Genomic DNA, 19,020 nt, shown 5'->3' with positions numbered 1-19,020 from the left:
CGCCCTTCGACTTGTACAAGCCAACAAAAAGCACCGCCGCAACAAATGCAACGAATACAATAATATCAACAATTCCCATCACAACCTCCTTGGGGTTTTCTCAACACAACCTACAACGGCACAACCCACCTGGGCCCATGCCGGCATCTTTGCAGATTGTTCGACTATAGATATCCAGCCGAACAATGCGAGCAGAGACTACTGCCTTTAATCTAAACTATGAACTAGCTATCCATAATAGATAGCCGCAGGGAAACAACCATGGGAAAAAGCGGCAAACAGATGGATAATTCGCGCAACCCCCGCCCTTTTTCAACATGCTGACTTTCCACGATTCGCGGAAAACGCGCGGCCGGTGCGATCGCGCCGTTTTGGAAATATGTTTCCACCGGGGTTTAAGGGGCGGAAAAAAATGTCGAAACTCCGCCTAAGCCGTTGCTTTACCCACGCTTGCCCCCCCCGCCGACCGAACCCGCCGGACTTCCGGAAATAAATTTCCGGGGGGCGGGCCCCGGCGCTCCGGGGCGCCGCCGCGACCGCGAACCCGCTTAAGAACTGCACAACAAGCACTTACCAACCCCGACAACCCGCCTCAGGCCCGATGGCACACCTGTTGCAATAGGGGGTGGCACCATTTGGAAAGCAAAACACTCGAACTGAAATTGGAAACCAAGACAACAACCAAGGAGAAGTACCATGAGAAAAATCGCAATCTACGGTAAAGGCGGAATCGGAAAGTCCACAACCACGCAGAACACCGTGGCCGGACTCGCGGAAGCGGGCAACAAGGTAATGGTTGTAGGCTGCGATCCGAAGGCCGACTCCACTCGCCTGCTGCTTGGCGGCCTGGCCCAGAAGACCGTGCTCGACACCCTTCGCGAAGAAGGCGAAGACGTGGAACTCGACGATGTCATCAAGGATGGTTTCGGGGCAACCCGCTGCGTGGAATCCGGCGGACCGGAACCGGGCGTCGGCTGTGCCGGACGCGGCATCATCACCTCGATCAACCTGCTCGAACAGCTGGGTGCTTATGAAGAAGACCAGAAACTCGACTACGTTTTCTACGACGTACTCGGCGACGTGGTCTGCGGCGGATTCGCCATGCCGATCCGCGAAGGCAAAGCCGAAGAGATCTACATCGTGGTTTCCGGCGAAATGATGGCCATGTATGCGGCCAACAACATCTGCAAGGGGATCGTGAAGTTCGCCGATGCCGGCGGCGTCCGCCTCGGCGGCCTGATCTGCAACAGCCGCAAATGCGACAACGAACTCGAACTCATCACCGAGCTGGCCAACCGCCTCGGCACCCAGATGATCCATTTCGTACCGCGCGACAACATCGTCCAGCACGCCGAGCTCAACCGCAAAACCGTGATCGATTTCGCGCCGGAATCCGGCCAGGCCGACGAGTACCGCGCCCTCGCCAAGAAGATCAACGACAACGAAATGCGCGTTATCCCGACGCCGCTCGAAATCGAAGACCTCGAAGAGCTGATGGTGAAATACGGATTCGATGCATAAGGCAGCGGCGCTGCCGGTTGAAACGGTTAGAGGGTTGCAGGGTTCAACAGGAAGAACCTCCCCTTCAACTCTTTAACCCTTCAACCCTTCAACCCTTCAACCTTTTGACCCAATTGAAAAACTACCAGGAGAAAAACCATGTCTAAACTACTCGTACGCTCGATCGTTCGCCCGGAAAAGGCCGACGAAGTAATGAAATGCCTGCTCGAAGCCGGCTACCCGGCGGTCACCAAGGTTCCGGTCTTCGGACGCGGCAAGCAGCGCGGCCTGAAGGTCGGCGAAGTCACCTACGACGAGCTGCCCAAGGAAATGCTGATGACGGTGGTTCCGGAAGCCGACAAGGATTTCGTGGTCAAGACCGTCCTGGCCGCCGCCAAGACGAGCGCCACCGGCAACTTCGGCGACGGCAAAATCTTCATCTCCCCCGTTGAGAGCATCTACACGATCAGTTCCGGCGTAAAAGAAGACTAGGAGGCCGTCATGAAAGAAGTAATGGCAGTCATTCGAATGAACAAAATCAACGACACCAAGCGTGCGTTGAACGAAGCGGGCATCAGCTCCTTCACCGCGACCGGGCGCGTCCAGGGCCGCGGCAAAGGAATGGTCGACTTCCGCATCCTGCACGGCGCCGAGGAAGGTGCCGAGGAAGCGATCGCCCAGCTGGGCGAAGGTCCGCGCCTGGTACCCAAGCGTTTGATCACCGTGGTGGTCTCCGACGACTGGGTGGAAAAGACCGTCGATACCATCATCAAAACCAACCAGACCGGCAGCTCGGGCGACGGAAAAATTTTCGTCCTGCCGATTTTGGAAGCAACCCGCGTAAGAACCGGCGAAACCGCTGAAGGCCCCTGCGGCGGCAACGTCCTCGACTCCTCAGGAGGTTTGGAATGAGCGAAGAAACCAAATTACCGGATCCTTCGAAAGTGAAGGAAGAAATCCTTGCGAAATACCCGCCGAAAATCGCCCGCAAGCGCGCGAAATCGATGGTCATCAACGACCCGAAACTGGATCAGGAAATCCAGTCCAACGTCCGCACGATCCCGGGCGTCATCACCCAGCGCGGCTGCACCTATGCCGGCTGCAAAGGGGTGGTGCTCGGACCGACCCGCGACATCGTCAACCTGGTTCATGGCCCGATCGGCTGCAGCTTCTACGCTTGGCTGACGCGCCGCAACCAAACCGACCCGGGCGTGGACGGCGACAACTTCATGAACTACTGCTTTTCCACCGACATGCAGGACGAGAACATCGTCTTCGGCGGCGAGAAAAAACTGAAGCAGGCCATTCAGGAAGCCTACGACATCTTCAAGCCCAAGGCGATCGGCGTGTTCTCCACCTGCCCCGTCGGCCTGATCGGCGACGACGTGCATGCGGTATCGCGCGAGATGAAGGAAAAGCTCGGCGACTGCAACGTCTTCGGCTTCAGCTGCGAAGGCTACAAAGGGGTGTCCCAGTCCGCTGGCCACCACATCGCCAACAACCAGCTCTTCCGCCACGTGATTGGCCTGGACGACACCAAACCGGCCGGCAAATACACCGTCAACCTGCTCGGCGAGTACAACATCGGGGGCGATGGTTTCGAAATCGACCGCATCTTCAAGAAGTGCGGCATCGACATCATCTGCACCTTCTCGGGCAACTCCACCATGGACAAGTTCGCCAACTCGCACATGGCCGACCTCAACCTGGTGATGTGCCACCGCTCGATCAACTACATGGCCGAAATGCAGGAAACCAAGTTCGGGATTCCGTGGTTCAAGGTCAACTTCATCGGCGCGGAATCCACCGCGAAGGCGCTGCGCAAAGTCGGCGAATACTTCGAAGACGAAGCGCTCAAGGCGAAGATCGAAGAGGTGATTGCCGAGGAGATGCCTTCGGTGCTCGACCGCGCAACGATGGCCCGCGCCAAGACCGCCGGCAAAGTGGCGATGCTGTTCGTGGGCGGTTCCCGTGCGCATCACTACCAGGAACTCTTCAAGGAGCTGGAAATGAAAACCGTTTCCGCCGGCTACGAGTTCGGCCATCGCGACGACTACGAAGGCCGCAAAGTGCTGCCGACCATCAAGGTGGACGCCGACAGCCGCAACATCGAAGAGATCAAGGTGGAAGCCGACGAAACCCGCTTCAACCCGCGGGCCACGGAAGAGAAGCTCGAAGCCCTCAAGGAAAAAGGTCTGGAAATCAGCGATTACCGCGGCATGGCCCCGGACATGGCCGACCAGTCCCTGATCGTCGACGACATCACCCACTGGGAAACCGAAAAGCTGATCGAGTTCTACAAACCCGACATCTTCTGCGCCGGCATCAAGGAAAAATATGTCGTCCAGAAATCGGGGATTCCGCTCAAGCAGCTGCACTCCTACGACTACGGCGGACCCTACGCCGGATTCGAAGGCGCCAAGAACTTCTACGCCGACATCGAAAAGATGCTCAGCACCACCATCTGGAAGAAGATCAAGGCCCCGTGGCTCACCAAGGAAACCGATCCCTGCATCTGCGCGGAATATGTCGCCTAAATGAAAGGTTAAAGGTTCAAGGGTTCCAGAGTGTAAAGGTGCTCTTCAACCCTTCAACCCTTCCAACTCTTGAACCCTATATCTGGAGAAAGAAAATGCTCTTAAGACACACCCCCAAAGAAATCACGGAACGCAAAGCGCTCACCGTCAACCCGGCGAAGACCTGCCAGCCGGTAGGCGCCATGTATGCGGCACTGGGCGTCCACGGTTGCCTGCCGCACTCGCACGGCTCGCAGGGTTGCTGCTCGTACCACCGCAGCGTCCTGACCCGCCACTACAAGGATCCGGTCATGGCCGGAACCAGCTCCTTCACGGAAGGCTCCTCGGTGTTCGGTGGCCAGGCCAACTTGCTCGCGGCCCTGACCAACATGTTCACCATCTATGATCCGGACCTGGTCGCCATCCACACGACCTGCCTTTCCGAGACCATCGGCGACGACATCAACCAGATCGTCGACAAGGCCACCACCGACGGAAAGATCCCGGACGGCAAGAAAGTGATCTTCTGCAACACCCCGTCCTACGTGGGTTCGCACATCACCGGATTCGCCAACATGTGCACCGGCATCGTCAAGGGCCTGGCCCAGCACACCGGCACCGCGATCGACCAGGTGAACATCCTGCCGGGCTGGGTTGAACCGTCCGACATGCGCGAACTCAAGGAGATCGCGAAAGCCATGGGCGCCAACATCGTGATGTACCCGGACACCTCCGACGTGGTCGACTCGCCCCAGACCGGCGAATTCAAGATGTACCCCGCCGGCGGCGCCACCGTCGAAGCCATCGCCTCCTCCGGCGACAGCATCAAGACGCTGGCCTGCGGCGCCTGGGCATCGGAAGACGCCGCGAAGCTGCTCGACAGCAAGTTCAAGGTGCCGTACGAAGTCCTCGACATTCCGGTCGGCCTCGGTGCCACGGACCGGTTCGTACAGGCCTTGGCCAGCGCGGCGAAAGTTTCCATTCCGGATTCCTTCATCACGGAACGCGGCCGCCTGGTGGACGTCATCACCGACATGTCGCAGTACCTCTACGGCAAGAAGGTTGCGCTCTTCGGCGACCCCGACCAGCTGCTCCCGCTGACCGAGTTCCTGCTCGACCTCGACATGATCCCGACGCACATCGTATCCGGCACGCCCGGCAAGAAGTTCACCGGCAAGATCAAGGAGCTCTGCGCCGAAAAGGCCCCGAACGTCAATGTGATGAACGGGAAACAGGCCGACATCTTCCAGCTGCACCAGTGGATCAAGAACGAGCCGGTGGACCTGCTCATGGGCAACACCTACGGAAAGTACATCGCGCGCGACGAGGACATCCCGTTCGTACGCTACGGCTTCCCGATCCTCGACCGCATCGGGCACAGCTACTTCCCGACCGTCGGCTACAAGGGCGGCATCCGCCTGCTCGAACTCATGCTCGGCGCCATCATGGACAAGATCGACCGCGATGCCGACGAATGTAAGTTCGAACTGGTGATGTAATCACCAATCGCTCCCGCCTGTTCCGGAGGCGGGAGCGGAAACACTTTGGAACCGGGGCGCGGGTTTATGACATTGCCTCATAACAGAAATCTCTCTCCTCCTCTGTTTGCGCCCCGCGTCCCGGTTCCATTTCCCCCTTATACGGCAAGCTGCTTTTCCGGAATCCCCGGAAGGAGACCACAATGACCGCCGAATATCGCAACACCGACTACTCCGACTTCATGAACGAAGGCGACAAATACCTCAAGACCGCGCGCGGCGGCATCAAGCGCCCGGCCGTCTTTACCGCCGAAATCCTCTACAACATCATCGGCCTCGCCATCGAAAAGCACGTCATGGGCGCGCTCATGGCCAAGGGCAAGCTGGCCGACAACCACACCTTCACCGACCTGATCGACGCGGCCAACCAAGTCGGCGGCATCGACGAATCCATCGCCGACCAGCTGCGCAAGTTCGAGTCCTACCAAAACATCTGCCCGGTTTTTGCCGGCTACCACCGCACCGAACCGCCCGCCGAAGCGATCCCCGAAATGATCGCAACCGCCGAAGCCATCCAGGCCTGGGCCGCAAAGCTCATCGCCGCGTAAAAAAAAGAACCAACCACGAAGGCACCAAGAACGCCCCGCTTACAAAAGCCTGGCCTCCGTGTCTTCGGGGTTGGATTCGCAGGAAGAGAACATGGAAACGATTGAAAAACCCCTCGGGAAAATCACCGCCCTTTTGGCCGACCTCGGGCTGGAAGTGACCTATGCCTACGACGACCTGGTCTTCGTGCAAAATTCCGCCTTTCTGCTGCAGTTCACCAACCGGCCGATGGCGCTGAAAATGTTCACCCACACCGACTGCGAGCCCGCCGTGGCCGAAGAGGTGGAAAAGCAGATCATCGAAGCCCACGCCAAGGCGGGGTTCAGCATCGTTCCCTCCGGCCCATACAGCATTACCGAAAACGACGACGAGACCATCAACCTCGCCTTTGCCTAATCGAAAAGGAAGGCGGCGTTGCAAGCGCCTTCGTTGCTGACCATGCAGGAGCCCACGGGCGAACCGGGCGTGCAGACCGTCCCGAACAACGGGCAATCGGCAGGCGCCTTCACCCCGCACAGGATCTCGCCGCAGATGCATCCGTCGGGTTCGCAACTGCGGGTCGCGATCTCGAAGCGGCGCTCCGCGTCGTAGCGCCCGTAGGCCTCGCGGATGGCATAGCCCGCGCGCGGAATCACGCCGAGCCCGCGCAGCGCGTCGTCCTTCACCTCGAAGACCGCTTCGAGCAGCGCCTGCGCCTTGCGGTTGCCGGCGTGCGACACCACCCGCGAATAGGCATTGCGGTTGCCCTGCCCGCCCGCAACCATTTCCTTCGAAAGCAGATGGATCGCGCCGAGCAGATCCAGCGGCTCGAAACCGCCGACGACCATGGGCACGTGGTAGTTCTCGCAGAGCGCGTCGTAGGCCTTGGTTCCGATGATCGCCGTGACGTGGCCCGGCGTCACAAAACCATCGATCCGCGCCTGCCCTCCCGCCAGCAACGCCTCCAGCACGGGCGGCACCCGCTTGGCCGAAAGCAATACGGAGAGGTTGCCGAGGTCCGCTTCCTGCGCCTGCTTGATCAGCAGGCCGATGCCGGGCAACGTGGTCTCGAAACCGATTCCAAGGAACACCGCCTGCCGGCCGGGAAATTCCCGGGCCGCCGCGAGCGCCTGCAGCGGGGAATAGACGGGCTGCACGTCGGCCCCTTCGGCCTGCGCCTGCTCCAGGCTCAGGGTGGTTCCGGGCACGCGCATCAGGTCGCCGAAGGTGTAGATCGTCGCCCCCTTTTCCAGCGCCAGGAAAACGGCTTTGTCGATGTAGTCGATCGGGGTGACGCAAACCGGGCAGCCGGGGCCGGAGACGAGACGCAAATTAGGCGGCAGCATTTCGCGCAGCCGGTATTTGTAGATCGTATGCGTTTGCCCGCCGCAGACCTCCATGATGCTGAACGGCGCATCGCCCACCACCGCGGCAATTGCGGCGGACAGCTTTTTCGCCAAGACCGGATCCTTGAAATCCTTCGAACCGTTCATCCGGCCGACCCGGAATTGAGTTCGTTCCAGATCGAGAGGGTTTCCTGGGCGTCGGCTTCGTCGAGGGTTTCGATGGCGATGCCCGTGTGGACGAGCACATAGTCGCCCACCGTCACGGCCTCCAGCAACGCGGTTGAAAACTCGACCTGCACACCGAGCTGCTCGCCGATGGCCATTTGGCCGTCGAGCAACTCAACCACCTTGATGGGAACCGCAAGACACATGGTTTCTCCTTGATGTATGGCGCTTCAATGTTTGCAACATGCCGCCGCGGTCGCTCCCTGCCGGGAGGCGTCCGCTTAGAAGGTGATGACCTTCCAATCGGCCTTCAGCCGGTCGCTGAGCGGCTGGCCCATGCCTTTGACATCGAGGTCGAGTTTCTTCAGATCATCGACGACCCCGTATCTGCGGGCACACGCCACGCAGGCTTCCGTCACGACCCCGACCTGCTGCATGGCTTTGAGTTCGGCCTGAAGCGCCGGGTCTTCGGCGAGCAGCTTGGCGGAGGGCCCCCAGACGACCAGACAAACCTCGTCGAACCATCCGGCCTTCTTCGCGTTGAGCGCGTACATGAAACAGACGTTCTTGGCAACGTCCGGGTCGGCGCTCGTCCAAACGACGCAGAGCCGCGAAGGGGCTTCCGGCGGTTTGGCCGACACCACCCCACAACTCACCAGCAGGCCAACCAGGGCGAGATAAACGGTTTTGGTTCCCATATCATTTTCTCCTTCTTGCTGTTGCACGTACTGTGCGTGGTTCGCGGAACTTCGGTCAACGCTTCACGGCGGCGGTTAGGCTTTGCCGGCAAGCGCGAAGTTATGATGCACGATTTCCAGAATCGTCGGTTGCCATAAGGCCACGTATTCGTCATCCGCCATATCTTGTTGAACGGGCAAATGGATGAAGGCCGAGGTGGCCACATCGAGCGCGTTGATGTGGAAGAGCTCGTAGTTGCACAGAAAGCGCCCCGCATCGGAACTCTCCGCGACGGCGAGGTGCCCGCCCGGCGGGATCCGGATCCGGGAGGCGTTGGTGGGCGCCCATTCGCCGTTGATGGCCTCTTCCTCTTTAGACACGCCGAACTCGTCGATCCCCGACGACAGGTTGTGCCCCACCCGCTCGATGACGATCGAAGGCTCCTTGCCTTCCCCGAAACCGATGATCCCGGCGAGATCCACGCCTTCGAGCTCCCGAAAGAACGCATCGAAACTTTCCCAGGCCACATCGAGCACCTTGAAATTGACATGCCCCAGACCCGGGCATGCCCTCAACGAATTCACCAGGGTTTCCGACCCATTGTTGGGCCGTCCCTTGAAGGGCTTAAAGCCTGTTATATAAAATTCCATAATTCCACCTACCGTGTCTCCGGGCATCGATACCACCGGCACCCGAACATAGGGGCTTTTGCATGGAATGACGATGCCAAAGCGTTTCCCATGCGATGCGACGCGCCCCCCCCGGGACGAAAAAACCCACACGCCAGTGAACCGCCGCACCATTCGCAACCGGCGGGAGGACGGTTAGAAGACGCCTTCAAGCTTTTCCATGGCCGCCCGCTCCTCTTCGGTCATGTAGTCGCGGATATCCTCGATCACCTCGCCCCGGCCGCGGAACTCGTTGATGATCGACATGTAGTTGTCGAGCACGTTGGAGGCGCTCTCGGCAATCCGTCCAACGCGCGTGAGCACCACGACGTTGATGGTGGGGAATTTCCGGGAGTCGGGCCCATAGATGTCGCGGCAGATGGCCTTGAAGCTTTTGATCAGAACGCCGGGCTCTTCGCCGATGTAGTTCGTGGTCAGGATGAAGATGGTGTCGGGCTTTTGCTCGAAGGCAAAACAGACGGCCTTGTTCCAATGCTCGAATTCCATCTTCGGGCGCGCCCCGTTTTTCGGGAAATGCTTCCGGATATGGGGCCCGGGTTCGTAGCGGTAGAGCCACTTGGGGTAGACGGGCGGAAGATCCGGCCCTTCCCAGCGGTCGCCCGCCGCCCAATCGAGCTGGATGTAGCGATCCCAAAAGCCTTCGTAGTTGTTGCCGGGGCCATAGGTTTCCTCCAACTCCAGCGGATTGACGGTGGACGCCCACTCCTTGAGCAGCGCCTTGTTTTCCTGCGTGGCCAGCAGCAGGTTGGTGGAAAAGGGCGTGGTGATTTCGCTCATGAAAAAGGTGGCGTTGAACAGGGCGTATTCGGGGAGCCGACCGACCATGTCGTTCAGGCGGGCGCGCAAGGTGTAGAAGCACATGCGCGACTTGGGGCTTTGGTAGCCGTTCGACCCGGCGGTCGATGCCGGGCCCGCCAGCACCACGAACACCACCTTCTCGCTCTTTTTCTTTACGCCGAAAAAGTTGATTTCGGGAATCGTGAAGCCAAGGTCGGAGCCGAGGCCGCCCGTCACGTCCATGGGCCCCAAGCCGCTCGTCACCCCGGAAATTTCCGGCAAGGCGATCTCCATGGAGGCGGTGTGCGGCTTGGCCACCAGACGCTTGCGCAGCGTGGCGGTCTGCTTCTTCTTGCGCTTTTCCAGCTTGATCGGAACCTGCAGCTTCTTGAGCTTCAACTGCGGCCGCTTGACTTCGTTGGAAACGAAGACCTGATCCTTCTTCGTGATCACCCGGAACGCCACGAAGCTTGCGGCACCGAGAATCAGCACCGCATGGATGGCCAGCGTGGCCAGCGCGGCGCTCGACTTGGCGTGCTGGGCAAAAAACGGTTTGTTCTTTTTCTTGGCCATATCCACGCTCCGCCTTGCTCCCCTCAATCCTCTTGCCCGCCCTGTTCCACCCAGAGGGTCGGCGGCCGCGCCACCGCTTCGCGCTCGTCGAGATCGTCGTCGGGCCATACCGAGTTTTCCGCAGTAGGCTCGACCCACACATAGTGCTCGGAAAGCTCCTTCGGCAGGCGGATCTCGCGCACGGCGGCCTGCCCGCTGCGGGTTCGGATGGAGATGCGGAAGATCGCGCCGATCATCTGCGATTTCAGGAAACGTCCATCGCCCTCCAGATAGCGCAGCTTCGTCCCGGCCGCGGCGATTTCCTTGCGGCGGAGCACCACGGTCCGGGTCGCGATTTTTTGGTTTTTGCCGGCGGGGACGACCGCCATCCGGAGGCGGCAGGGGCGCACGACGATTTCCGGAACCTTCTCCTCCTTCCAGTAGTCCATCCGCTCCTGCAGGTAGAAAATGTTGTATTTGATCTCGAGGTTTTCCAGGTCGTAGCCGGTCTGGTTATCGAATTTGATCCCGTATCCCATCCGGTTGTGGTCGATGCGATAGGTTTGCTGCGCATCCACCTTCCCCGGGGGGCGGCGCCACAGGATCCTGGACCACTTGTTCAGCGAATCGGGTCCGCTGAAATACATGCGGAAATGGGTGTTCTGGGAAAAGAGCCGGACGGAATCCCAGTCGCGGACATGGATGTAATCCTCGTCCGCGAGGTCGTTTCCCTTGAGTTGCACCGTCTTCTTTTTTTCGGTGACGATGGTCAGCTTGTCCGTCCGCGGGTTGTAGGCGAAGAGTTCGCCGCGGACCACCTTCCCGTCGCGGGTCCGGAAATCGCGCACCGCTCCCGCGCAGAGGGCCGCCCCGAAGAACAAAACCATGAAAACCGGAAAACGCCGCATACGACCCCTCTCCCAATTCTTCGCCGAACCGCAATGCCGAAACGATACGCCGTCCGCCGGCAGATGTCCGTCTTTTTTTCGGGATCGGGCCCGGCATGGGCCGGCCGCATCCCGCTCAACCTTTGGCCATGAGCTTCCGGAACCGCTGCAGGCCTTCGAGATCTTTGGCGGAGAGCCGGTAGTGGATCGAGTTGTCGAGGTAATCGGCCCAGAAATCCTGCGAGCCCCCAAGCTTTTCGGCAAACCGCTCGGCAATCTCCTCCGTGGCCAAAAAGCCGGCGGCATACGCCTTGTGCGCGATCGCGGTCACTTCGTCGATAAACGCGAAATCCTTGCGGACGGCCCATACCGCGAATACAAACGGCAGGTTGGTCCACTTTTGCCACGCCTCGGCCAGGTCGATATCCCCTGCGGGCGCCGGCTCGGCGCACAGCGCGCGGTCGCCGATCACGACCGCGGCGTCGGGGGTTTCCTCCGCGTTGAAGTCGAGCATCTCGATCTTCTGCTTGAAATATCTGGTCAGCAGCAGCTCGGCCAATGCGTTGGAGGTGGCCGAAGCCGGGTCGCGCGCAACCGTCTTGATGCGCCCCATCTTCTTGTTGCACTTGAGCAACACGCTTTGAACCGGACCGTCGGCGGCCACGCCCAGCCCTTCGAGCATCACCAGCTCCGGATGGGCGAAAAGGTGCACCACCGGAATCAGCGCCACGTCGGCGCGCCCGGACAGGAGATCGCGAACCAGGCTCGATGGATGGTCGTTGAACACCCGCACGCGGGAATCCACCTCCGTCAGCTTGTCCACCAGCGGCGCCGAGTTGCTGTAGGGCGCGCCGGCAAACACGAATTCTTCATTGCTTTTCATATCGTTAGGCGCGGTCGATTCCGCGCGGGATCCATGCTGCGTTGTATTCATTTTTTCCCCGAGAATATACAGACGGTTCCAAAGGTGAGCGACCGGTAGCGGACCCCGGAAAAGCCGGCCGCGCCGAACATGTCGGTGATGGTATCGGGTTTCGGGAAATCCTCGATCGAATCCACCAGATATTTATAGGCTCCCCCGTCGCCGAGCACCTTCCCGATCAGCGGGACCAACGGCACATACAGGCGATAGCCCAGGCGAATCCAAAAACTCTCCGGATAGGTGGCCTCCAGGATCACCAGCATCCCCTTGGGCTTGAGCACCCGCCGCATCTCCTCCAGCGCCTTCTGCCGCCGTTCGATGTTGCGGAAACAGAAGCCCGAAACAATCCCGTCGTAGGTCTCGGACTCCATCGGCAAATCGAGCGCATCCGCAACGAAGAAATTGACCGCGTCGCCCAAGCCGCGCCGGGCCGCCTTCGCCTTGGCGATATCCAGCATGCCGCTTGCCGGATCGATGCCATCCACCAGCACATTGGCCGACTGGTCCAAAATCTCGAAAACCAGATCCCCCGTGCCCGTGCCGATATCCAGGTAGCGCCCGCCGCGGAACGGCCGCAGCAGTTCAATCGCCTTCCGGCGCCACGCGCGGTCCATTCCCATGGAGATCGCCCGGTTCGCCGCATCGTAGTGTTTGGCAATGCGATCGAACATCGTGCGGTTTTCCTCCGCGGAGATCAGGGTATCGCGCTCTGGTGGGTGGTTGCTCATAATGGAATGCCACGGATGATAGGGAAAACCGAGGACCAACTCAACCGCCGAGCATTCCTTGTTTTTCCGGGATTCGCGGAAGGGCTATCGGATATCGCCCCAGGTCCGCGGCGCCTCCTGCCCGAACAGGGAGAGGACGTGGTCGCAGTAGTAGCCCAGCATCTCGACCATGGAAACGGTGTTGGGATCGCGCCCCTTCGCCATGTAGTACGGCGGCGACATCGGCATGATGGTTCCGCCGGCAGCGGCAACCGTTTCGGCGTTGCGGGCATTGATCAGCGTCCACGGCGCCTCGCGAATGCAAAGCACCACCTTGCGCCCCTCCTTGAGCTGGCAGTGCGCCGCGCGCGTCACCAGCGAGTCGGCGATGCCCGCCGCCACCTTGCCCAGCGTGTTGGCCGAACAGGGCAGAATCACCATGCCCACCGTCGGGACCGATCCCGACGCAATGGTGGCCGTCAGGTCGGCATCTTTCCAAACCTCGGCGGCCAGCGCCTCCAGCTCGGCAAACGGGCCGGCCTCCTGCTCGTAGACCACGCGGCCCATCTTGCTGGCCACCAGCGTTACGGGCCACTGCGCCTTTTCCAGCAGCAGCTTCGTCGCCAGCGCCCCGGAAGCGCCCGTCATTGCCACAATTAAATTCATGATAATCCTTTTTGCAACGAATGTAGGAAAAACAACGAATTCACTACAGTACTCCTTTTAATTGAATTTCTGGATTTCCGACATCAATCACTATACCACACGGAATCCCAGCATGCTTCATGTAGCTTTTTAAATAAGCCAAATCCGACGACGAAGCATTGCTCCCTGTTGCCGAAACCGAAACCAGCAACTTCGAATCAACGTCTATGCAGGCAACTTCTTGTTGATCAAGAACGAGTTCCCCCAGGGCTGGGCGAATAACGGCCTGCCGAGCCATACAACCTAGATGGGCCAGCTCGCCAACCAACAGCTTTCTAAAAACGTCTGTGCCATAGCCATAGTCATGTAACGCCAGAACATTGTCCACTCCTTGAATAACGCGGTCACACAAGACAGGCATTCTTCTCCGCAATTCTTCCCATTTCCCACTTACATGCACATCTGCACTTGCCGAATCGTATGGAACTCTTTGAGAGCTCAAACGCTCCAGGCCATAGTTGATCAAAATACCCAACCGCTTTTCCCAGCGCTTAAGATAGTTGATGATCTGAACATAATGCTCTGGGTGAAATACCGACTTGATGTGCTTCAACTCCAGAATGACCGAATCATCCACCAACAAATCCAACTCGAAATGATCCACCACCTCACCTCGATGAACCAAACTCTTTCGGTCATGACTCACCACTGCATGGCCTCGTTTTCGCAACGCTTCAATCATTGCTCGATGGTAGTCCCATTCATGCCAACCAGGGCCAAGAGCGTTGTGAACATCCATGGCAGCCCCAACAATTGAATAGGACAACTCCGGATAAATCACATCTGAATTGTGAAGCAGAGGTTTCATTCCAAGAAATTGATTCGTTGTTTTTCCTACATTCGTTGCAAATCATCCCCCCAAAAGCACGACGAGTGCACCTGCGATGCCCGCGATGGCGGAGATCGGGAAAAACCTAACCGGAACGGGGATGCTTTGCAAGTAGGCGGCCCCGAAGGCCCCGGCCGAAACCAGCAGCGCGATCGTGGACAGGATCGAGTCGGTGCCCATCCAAAGCATCACCAGCGCCGCAAACGAAACCAGATGCGTGGCCGCGGCCGCGAACTGGGCCCCCAGCGGCCCGAGCGCCGCCGGTATGCTGCGGACCTTGTGGGCGCGGTCGAACTCGATATCCAGCAGCGCATAGATGATGTCGAACCCGCTGATCCAACAGAAGGTGAAAACGGCCAACAGCAGCAGGGCCGGCGGAAAGGCGACGGAGTTGGTCACCGCCACGAACGCGCCGAGCGGCGCCATGGCCAGCGCGACGCCGATGCCGTAGTGGCACAACGGCGTGAACCGCTTCAGCAACGAATAGACCGCCAGCGGAATCAGCGGGAACCACGATAGCTTCAAGACCGTCGGGCCGAGCAAGGCGCATCCCACGAAGTAGACCAAAAGGCCCGCAACCGCCACGCCATAGCCCGCCGCCGGCGAAAGCGTGCCGGCGGGTAGTTCGCGGTTTTTCGTGCGCGGGTTTTGGGCATCGATCTCCTTGTCGAGAATGCGGTTGACCGCCATGCCGAACGTGCGCGCACCGAGCCCGACCAACGCAATCAACAGCAACGCCTTGATCGACGGCAGCCCCCCCGCCCCGATCCATGCCCCGGCAAAGAGCAGCGGCAGGCTGAAGATCGTGTGCTCCACCTTCGTGAAGGAGTGCAGCTTGGCCCAAAGACCGGCGGGTTTTCCGTCCGCCTTCGGCGCCGGTTTTTCCAGACACCGGAAAACCGCTTCGGCCACGGTTTCGGAGACCGGTGCGATGTGTTTTTGGATATCGGCCTTGCCGGTGCCGTCGCCGAAATCGGTGACGCCCTTGATCAGAATGCACGGGATGGAGTGCTCCTCGCAGACGCGGGCGACGGCATAGCCCTCCATATCGACGAGATCGCCGTACTTTGAAAGCGCGCGCTTGCGCTCCGGTTCAAACACGGGCCGCTCGACGCTAACCAACTTCTTGAGCCCAAACCCCACGCCCACATTCACGGCGGCCTTCAGCTCCTCCATGCTCACCATCGACACGCGGTAGACCGCCCCCCGCTCCAGCCGGTTGTTGAGCGCCCCGCAAACCCCGGCGTTGATGATCGGGGAACACCCCTGCGCCACCAGCTTTTCGGTGGCGATGCGCGCCGCCTCCAGCCCCATCTCTTCGGCGATCTCCACCACCACGCCCTCGGGAATCCCCCGCGCAAGAAACGGCTTCGCCTCCATCGCCGTCGCAAACAAAACTCCAATCATATCCAAATCTCCTATCCGCAACGAATGGAATGCCGTTCCTGCATTCGCCGCTAATCAATTATTCCCGCGTCTTTCGCCATGCGTTGCAAAACCTCGATGGCCGCGCGGCCCTCTTCGCCGAGATCGAGGGTGAAATCGTTGACGTAGGTTTTGATGTGCTTCATCGTCACCTCGCCCGAGAGCTCCTGCGCGTGCCGCCTAACATATTGCTCCGTCGAAGCGGGATCGTCGAAGGCGGCCTGGATCGACTCCTTGAGCCGCCGCGCGATCTCGGCGATCCGGTCCGCACCCAGGCTCTTCTTGGCGGCAATGCAGCCGAGCGGGATCGGTTGCCCGGTGGTCGATTCCCACCACTCGCCCAAATCCTGCAGGCACTCGAATCCCCGCTCCCGATAAACAAAACGACCTTCGTGAATGATCACGCCCGCATCGACCTCGCCCACCGCTACGGCATCCATGATCCGGTCGAACGGCATAAACACGCGCTGCTCGATGCCCGGGTTCCACAGGCGCAGCAGCAGATGCGCGGTCGTGTATTCGCCGGGTACGGCACACTTGCGCAAGTGTGCGCCTTGTTGCGCACCAACACCTTGCGCGCCTTGCTTGCCGATCACCAGCGGCCCGCAGCCCCGCCCCAGGGCGGCGCCGCACGGCAGCAGTTCATATTTATCCCGCACCAGCAGCCAGGCATGGAACGAGAGCTTGGTGACGTCCAGTTTTTCCTCGAACGCCCAGCGGTTGAGCGTTTCGACGTCGTGGAGATGGGTCGCGACATCGGGTTGCCGCGCCAGTTGGCAGAAGATAAACGTGTCGTTCGGGCAGGTGGAATAACCAATGTTTATGGGGCGTTCTTTCATATACGGGCACCCTTGCAGGTCTATAAATCGTGCAAATCACGTACCGTTTATTCAAATACATGATTGACCCGATCATCTTTTCAGCTATTCTGCATTGCATCAACACAAAAGAGCCATGTCAGGATTTCAAACAAGGACCGATCGTACAATGTCAACACAGCCAACACAAGGAGCGGGATTGAATGCTCAACTGCTGGAGCAGTTGAACGCGCTGGCCGGCAGCCTCTCGCCCGCACAGCTCGCGTGGGTGGGCGGATACTTCACCGGCCTCGGCGTGCAGGCCGGCGGACAGCTCCTCCCCGCCGGAGCGCCGGCGGACGCAGCCGGCCGCGCGCTGACCATCCTCTACGGCTCGCAGACCGGGCACGCCCGCTCGGTTGCCGAGGAGCTGGACGAGGCCGCCCGCGAGGCGGGCCTTGCCACCGAGCTGGTTTCGATGGGCAAGTTCAAGGAGAAGAACCTCAAGAAGCTGCGGCAGGTCGCGATCGTCATCAGTACGCAGGGCGAAGGCGAGCCGCCGGACGACGCCCAGGCGCTGGCGGAATTCCTCCATTCGACCAAGGCGCCGAAGCTGGACGACTTCCATTTCTGCGTGCTGGCCCTCGGCGACAGCTCCTACGAGTTCTACTGCAAAACCGGCAAGGATTTCGACACCCGCCTCGAAGCGCTGGGCGGAAAACGCGTGCTCGAGCGCGTTGACCTCGACGTCGATTTCGACGACGGCGCCGAGGCGTGGATCCCCAAGGCGGTCGAAGCCATGAAGGCGATCATGCCGGAAGTTGCCGCCCCGGCAACCGCGCCCGCCTTCGGCGGCGCCCCGGTCCCGGCCGCGCACTACAGCCGCAAGAAGCCGCTCAAGACCCGCCTGCTCACCTGCCAGAAAATCACGGGCCGCCATTCGGAAAAGGATATCCGCCACATCGAGATCGATCTGGAAGGTTCCGGCCTCGGCTACCTGCCCGGCGACGCGCTCGGCGTCTGGTTCAAGAACGACGAGGAGCTGGTGAACGACCTGCTGGCTCTGCTCGAAATGGACCCGGCGGCAACGGTACACGTGCACGACGAACCGAAACCGGTCAAGGAAGCGCTCACCGAGACCTTCGAACTGACCCTGCTGCATCCGGCGTTCGTCACCGACTATGCCGAGCTGTGCGGAAACGAAAAACTGCGCACCATCGCGGCCGAAACCGAATCGCTGCGCGATTACGTGGAAACGCGGCAGATCATCGACGTCATCCGGGAATTCCCCGCCGCCGTCGACGCGGAGGCCTTTGTTGGCCTGCTGCGGAAGCTGACGCCGCGCCTCTACTCGATCGCCTCCAGCCAAGCGGAGGTCGAGGAAGAGGTCCACCTAACGATCGGCGTGGTGGAATACGAGGCCCACGGGCACTACCACCTCGGCGGCGCATCGGGCTATCTCGGCCACCGCCTCAAGGAGGGCGAGGACGTGCTGGTCTATGTCGAATCGAACGACAACTTCCGGCTGCCGGCAGACGGCTCCAAACCCGTCATCATGATCGGCCCGGGCACGGGCATCGCCCCGTTCCGCGCCTTCGTGCAGGAGCGGGCCGCCCGCGAAGCCCCCGGCGAAAACTGGCTCTTTTTCGGCAACCCCCACTTTACCGAGGACTTTCTCTACCAAACCGAATGGCAGGAGTTTATGGCCGACGGCGTGCTGACCAAAGTCGACCTGGCGTTTTCGCGCGACCAGGCCGGCAAGGTCTATGTCCAGCACCGCATCGCCGAGCAGGCCAACGAGCTGTGGAACTGGATCCAGCGCGGCGCGCATATCTATGTCTGCGGCGACGAATCGCGCATGGCGCGCGACGTGCACCAGGCGCTGCTCGATATCGTCCAAGAAAAGGGCGGCTACAGCGCGGAAGAAGCCGAGGAGTATCTCGTCCAGCTCCGCAAAGACGGCCGCTACCAGAAGGATGTATACTAGGAGACCTTTCCCATGAACGAAGATTATCAACTGACCGAAGTCGAACACATCAAGGCGCGGAGCCGCCATCTGCGCGGAACCATTGAAGAGGGATTGCAGGACCGTTCCACGGGCGCCCTGCCGGCCGACGACACGCAACTGTCCAAGTTCCACGGCTTTTACCAGCAGGACGATCGCGACCTGCGCGACGAGCGCCGCCACCAAAAACTGGAACCGCTCTACAGCTTCATGCTGCGCGCCCGCGTGCCCGGCGGCGTCATCTCCGCCGCCCAATGGAAGGCCATCGATGCGATCGCCCGCGAACTGACCGGCGGCGGACTGCGCCTGACCACGAGGCAAACCTTCCAGTATCACGGCATCCTGAAGCACAACATCAAGCCGCTGATCCAAGGCATCAACCAAGCCATGATCGACTCGATCGCGGCCTGCGGCGACGTCAACCGCAACGTGCTTTGCAACACCAACCCGGTCGAGT

The 19,020-nt window shown here is 60.2% G+C and carries 21 protein-coding genes and 1 pseudogene; 10 read left to right on the top strand and 12 right to left on the bottom strand.

The window, feature by feature from the left end; translation table 11 throughout:
- The 8 genes from ABYO54_RS02915 to ABYO54_RS02880 all read left to right on the top strand — a co-directional run.
- The coding region (locus ABYO54_RS02915; RefSeq protein WP_372806719.1) for a hypothetical protein at positions 1-211 on the top strand (211 nt) is incomplete at its 5' end.
- Between the two features lie 485 nt (positions 212-696).
- The gene (nifH, locus tag ABYO54_RS02910) at positions 697-1,521 is read left to right on the top strand and encodes a nitrogenase iron protein (RefSeq protein WP_372806717.1); all 825 of its coding nucleotides are present in this window, start codon (positions 697-699) and stop codon (positions 1,519-1,521) included.
- 138 nt (positions 1,522-1,659) lie between these two features.
- Positions 1,660-1,992, top strand: coding sequence for a P-II family nitrogen regulator (locus tag ABYO54_RS02905; RefSeq protein ID WP_372806715.1), 333 nt, complete (start codon positions 1,660-1,662; stop codon positions 1,990-1,992).
- 9 nt (positions 1,993-2,001) lie between these two features.
- The gene (locus ABYO54_RS02900; RefSeq protein WP_372806713.1) at positions 2,002-2,412 is read left to right on the top strand and encodes a P-II family nitrogen regulator; all 411 of its coding nucleotides are present in this window, start codon (positions 2,002-2,004) and stop codon (positions 2,410-2,412) included.
- Positions 2,409-4,037, top strand: coding sequence for a nitrogenase molybdenum-iron protein alpha chain (gene nifD, locus ABYO54_RS02895; RefSeq protein ID WP_372806712.1), 1,629 nt, complete (start codon positions 2,409-2,411; stop codon positions 4,035-4,037). The genes ABYO54_RS02900 and nifD overlap by 4 nt, the downstream gene beginning before the upstream one ends.
- Positions 4,038-4,132: 95 nt before the next feature.
- On the top strand, positions 4,133-5,515 hold the full coding sequence (gene nifK / locus ABYO54_RS02890; RefSeq protein WP_372806710.1) for a nitrogenase molybdenum-iron protein subunit beta: 1,383 nt from the start codon (positions 4,133-4,135) through the stop codon (positions 5,513-5,515).
- A gap of 182 nt (positions 5,516-5,697) precedes the next feature.
- Positions 5,698-6,102, top strand: coding sequence for a hypothetical protein (locus ABYO54_RS02885; RefSeq protein WP_372806708.1), 405 nt, complete (start codon positions 5,698-5,700; stop codon positions 6,100-6,102).
- Positions 6,103-6,193: 91 nt separating this feature from the next.
- Positions 6,194-6,496 carry a hypothetical protein gene (locus tag ABYO54_RS02880; protein WP_372806706.1) on the top strand — a complete coding sequence of 101 codons (303 nt, stop codon included), beginning with the start codon at positions 6,194-6,196 and terminating at the stop codon, positions 6,494-6,496.
- On the opposite strand, the gene hypD is transcribed toward ABYO54_RS02880, so the two are convergent.
- The 12 genes from hypD to ABYO54_RS02820 form a co-directional block, all read right to left on the bottom strand.
- A complete protein-coding gene (hypD, locus tag ABYO54_RS02875) occupies positions 6,493-7,572 on the bottom strand; it encodes a hydrogenase formation protein HypD (protein WP_372806704.1) in 1,080 nt (359 codons plus the stop codon). The two genes, ABYO54_RS02880 and hypD, sit on opposite strands and share 4 nt — an antisense overlap.
- Positions 7,569-7,796: a HypC/HybG/HupF family hydrogenase formation chaperone gene (locus ABYO54_RS02870; protein WP_372806703.1), complete on the bottom strand. Its 228-nt coding sequence runs from the start codon at positions 7,794-7,796 to the stop codon at positions 7,569-7,571. Before ABYO54_RS02870 ends, hypD begins: the two co-directional genes overlap by 4 nt.
- 75 nt (positions 7,797-7,871) lie before the next feature.
- The gene (locus ABYO54_RS02865) at positions 7,872-8,288 is read right to left on the bottom strand and encodes a DsrE family protein (RefSeq protein WP_372806701.1); all 417 of its coding nucleotides are present in this window, start codon (positions 8,286-8,288) and stop codon (positions 7,872-7,874) included.
- Positions 8,289-8,363: 75 nt separating this feature from the next.
- Complete coding sequence (locus tag ABYO54_RS02860; protein WP_372806699.1) at positions 8,364-8,918, bottom strand: hypothetical protein; 555 nt, start codon at positions 8,916-8,918, stop codon at positions 8,364-8,366.
- Positions 8,919-9,092: 174 nt separating this feature from the next.
- Positions 9,093-10,307, bottom strand: coding sequence for a hypothetical protein (locus tag ABYO54_RS02855; RefSeq protein ID WP_372806697.1), 1,215 nt, complete (start codon positions 10,305-10,307; stop codon positions 9,093-9,095).
- A 23-nt stretch (positions 10,308-10,330) separates the two neighbouring features.
- A complete protein-coding gene (locus ABYO54_RS02850; RefSeq protein WP_372806696.1) occupies positions 10,331-11,194 on the bottom strand; it encodes a hypothetical protein in 864 nt (287 codons plus the stop codon).
- Positions 11,195-11,309: 115 nt separating this feature from the next.
- Complete coding sequence (locus ABYO54_RS02845) at positions 11,310-12,056, bottom strand: menaquinone biosynthetic enzyme MqnA/MqnD family protein (RefSeq protein WP_372806694.1); 747 nt, start codon at positions 12,054-12,056, stop codon at positions 11,310-11,312.
- A gap of 47 nt (positions 12,057-12,103) precedes the next feature.
- The gene (locus ABYO54_RS02840; protein WP_372806692.1) at positions 12,104-12,823 is read right to left on the bottom strand and encodes a ubiquinone/menaquinone biosynthesis methyltransferase; all 720 of its coding nucleotides are present in this window, start codon (positions 12,821-12,823) and stop codon (positions 12,104-12,106) included.
- A gap of 84 nt (positions 12,824-12,907) precedes the next feature.
- Positions 12,908-13,468: a UbiX family flavin prenyltransferase gene (locus ABYO54_RS02835; RefSeq protein ID WP_372806690.1), complete on the bottom strand. Its 561-nt coding sequence runs from the start codon at positions 13,466-13,468 to the stop codon at positions 12,908-12,910.
- A 43-nt stretch (positions 13,469-13,511) separates the two neighbouring features.
- Positions 13,512-14,315 carry a GxxExxY protein gene (locus tag ABYO54_RS02830; protein WP_372806688.1) on the bottom strand — a complete coding sequence of 268 codons (804 nt, stop codon included), beginning with the start codon at positions 14,313-14,315 and terminating at the stop codon, positions 13,512-13,514.
- Positions 14,316-14,357: 42 nt separating this feature from the next.
- Positions 14,358-15,743, bottom strand: a complete 1,386-nt coding sequence (locus ABYO54_RS02825) for a UbiA-like polyprenyltransferase (protein WP_372806686.1) — start codon at positions 15,741-15,743, stop codon at positions 14,358-14,360.
- 50 nt (positions 15,744-15,793) lie between these two features.
- A complete protein-coding gene (locus ABYO54_RS02820) occupies positions 15,794-16,600 on the bottom strand; it encodes a 1,4-dihydroxy-6-naphthoate synthase (RefSeq protein ID WP_372806684.1) in 807 nt (268 codons plus the stop codon).
- A 148-nt stretch (positions 16,601-16,748) separates the two neighbouring features.
- Here ABYO54_RS02820 and ABYO54_RS02815 point away from each other — a divergent pair, with 148 nt between their 5' ends.
- Entirely contained in the window at positions 16,749-18,545 is a 1,797-nt protein-coding gene (locus ABYO54_RS02815; protein ID WP_372806682.1) for an assimilatory sulfite reductase (NADPH) flavoprotein subunit, read from the top strand.
- A gap of 12 nt (positions 18,546-18,557) precedes the next feature.
- Positions 18,558-19,020: pseudogene (locus ABYO54_RS02810) on the top strand (sulfite reductase); the annotation flags it as partial.

This window comes from Pontiella sp. (assembly GCF_041622395.1).
In the GTDB taxonomy this organism is placed as follows: domain Bacteria; phylum Verrucomicrobiota; class Kiritimatiellia; order Kiritimatiellales; family Pontiellaceae; genus Pontiella.
The sequence above is the reverse complement of the archived record's forward strand: the minus strand, read 5'-3'. Positions and strand labels throughout refer to the sequence as shown.

Excerpts from the sequence above, each read along its gene's own strand:
- ABYO54_RS02865 (WP_372806701.1), bottom strand. The coding sequence starts at position 8,288 with ATGGGAACCAAAACCGTTTATCTCGCCCTGGTTGGCCTGCTGGTGAGT.
- ABYO54_RS02880 (WP_372806706.1), top strand. The coding sequence starts at position 6,194 with ATGGAAACGATTGAAAAACCCCTCGGGAAAATCACCGCCCTTTTGGCC.
- nifH (WP_372806717.1), top strand. The coding sequence starts at position 697 with ATGAGAAAAATCGCAATCTACGGTAAAGGCGGAATCGGAAAGTCCACA.
- ABYO54_RS02845 (WP_372806694.1), bottom strand. The coding sequence starts at position 12,056 with ATGAAAAGCAATGAAGAATTCGTGTTTGCCGGCGCGCCCTACAGCAAC.
- nifK (WP_372806710.1), top strand. The coding sequence starts at position 4,133 with ATGCTCTTAAGACACACCCCCAAAGAAATCACGGAACGCAAAGCGCTC.
- ABYO54_RS02885 (WP_372806708.1), top strand. The coding sequence starts at position 5,698 with ATGACCGCCGAATATCGCAACACCGACTACTCCGACTTCATGAACGAA.
- ABYO54_RS02855 (WP_372806697.1), bottom strand. The coding sequence starts at position 10,307 with ATGGCCAAGAAAAAGAACAAACCGTTTTTTGCCCAGCACGCCAAGTCG.
- ABYO54_RS02815 (WP_372806682.1), top strand. The coding sequence starts at position 16,749 with ATGTCAACACAGCCAACACAAGGAGCGGGATTGAATGCTCAACTGCTG.
- ABYO54_RS02835 (WP_372806690.1), bottom strand. The coding sequence starts at position 13,468 with ATGAATTTAATTGTGGCAATGACGGGCGCTTCCGGGGCGCTGGCGACG.
- ABYO54_RS02905 (WP_372806715.1), top strand. The coding sequence starts at position 1,660 with ATGTCTAAACTACTCGTACGCTCGATCGTTCGCCCGGAAAAGGCCGAC.
- ABYO54_RS02870 (WP_372806703.1), bottom strand. The coding sequence starts at position 7,796 with ATGTGTCTTGCGGTTCCCATCAAGGTGGTTGAGTTGCTCGACGGCCAA.
- ABYO54_RS02840 (WP_372806692.1), bottom strand. The coding sequence starts at position 12,823 with ATGAGCAACCACCCACCAGAGCGCGATACCCTGATCTCCGCGGAGGAA.
- ABYO54_RS02850 (WP_372806696.1), bottom strand. The coding sequence starts at position 11,194 with ATGCGGCGTTTTCCGGTTTTCATGGTTTTGTTCTTCGGGGCGGCCCTC.
- ABYO54_RS02825 (WP_372806686.1), bottom strand. The coding sequence starts at position 15,743 with ATGATTGGAGTTTTGTTTGCGACGGCGATGGAGGCGAAGCCGTTTCTT.
- hypD (WP_372806704.1), bottom strand. The coding sequence starts at position 7,572 with ATGAACGGTTCGAAGGATTTCAAGGATCCGGTCTTGGCGAAAAAGCTG.
- ABYO54_RS02830 (WP_372806688.1), bottom strand. The coding sequence starts at position 14,315 with ATGAAACCTCTGCTTCACAATTCAGATGTGATTTATCCGGAGTTGTCC.
- ABYO54_RS02860 (WP_372806699.1), bottom strand. The coding sequence starts at position 8,918 with ATGGAATTTTATATAACAGGCTTTAAGCCCTTCAAGGGACGGCCCAAC.
- ABYO54_RS02900 (WP_372806713.1), top strand. The coding sequence starts at position 2,002 with ATGAAAGAAGTAATGGCAGTCATTCGAATGAACAAAATCAACGACACC.
- ABYO54_RS02820 (WP_372806684.1), bottom strand. The coding sequence starts at position 16,600 with ATGAAAGAACGCCCCATAAACATTGGTTATTCCACCTGCCCGAACGAC.
- nifD (WP_372806712.1), top strand. The coding sequence starts at position 2,409 with ATGAGCGAAGAAACCAAATTACCGGATCCTTCGAAAGTGAAGGAAGAA.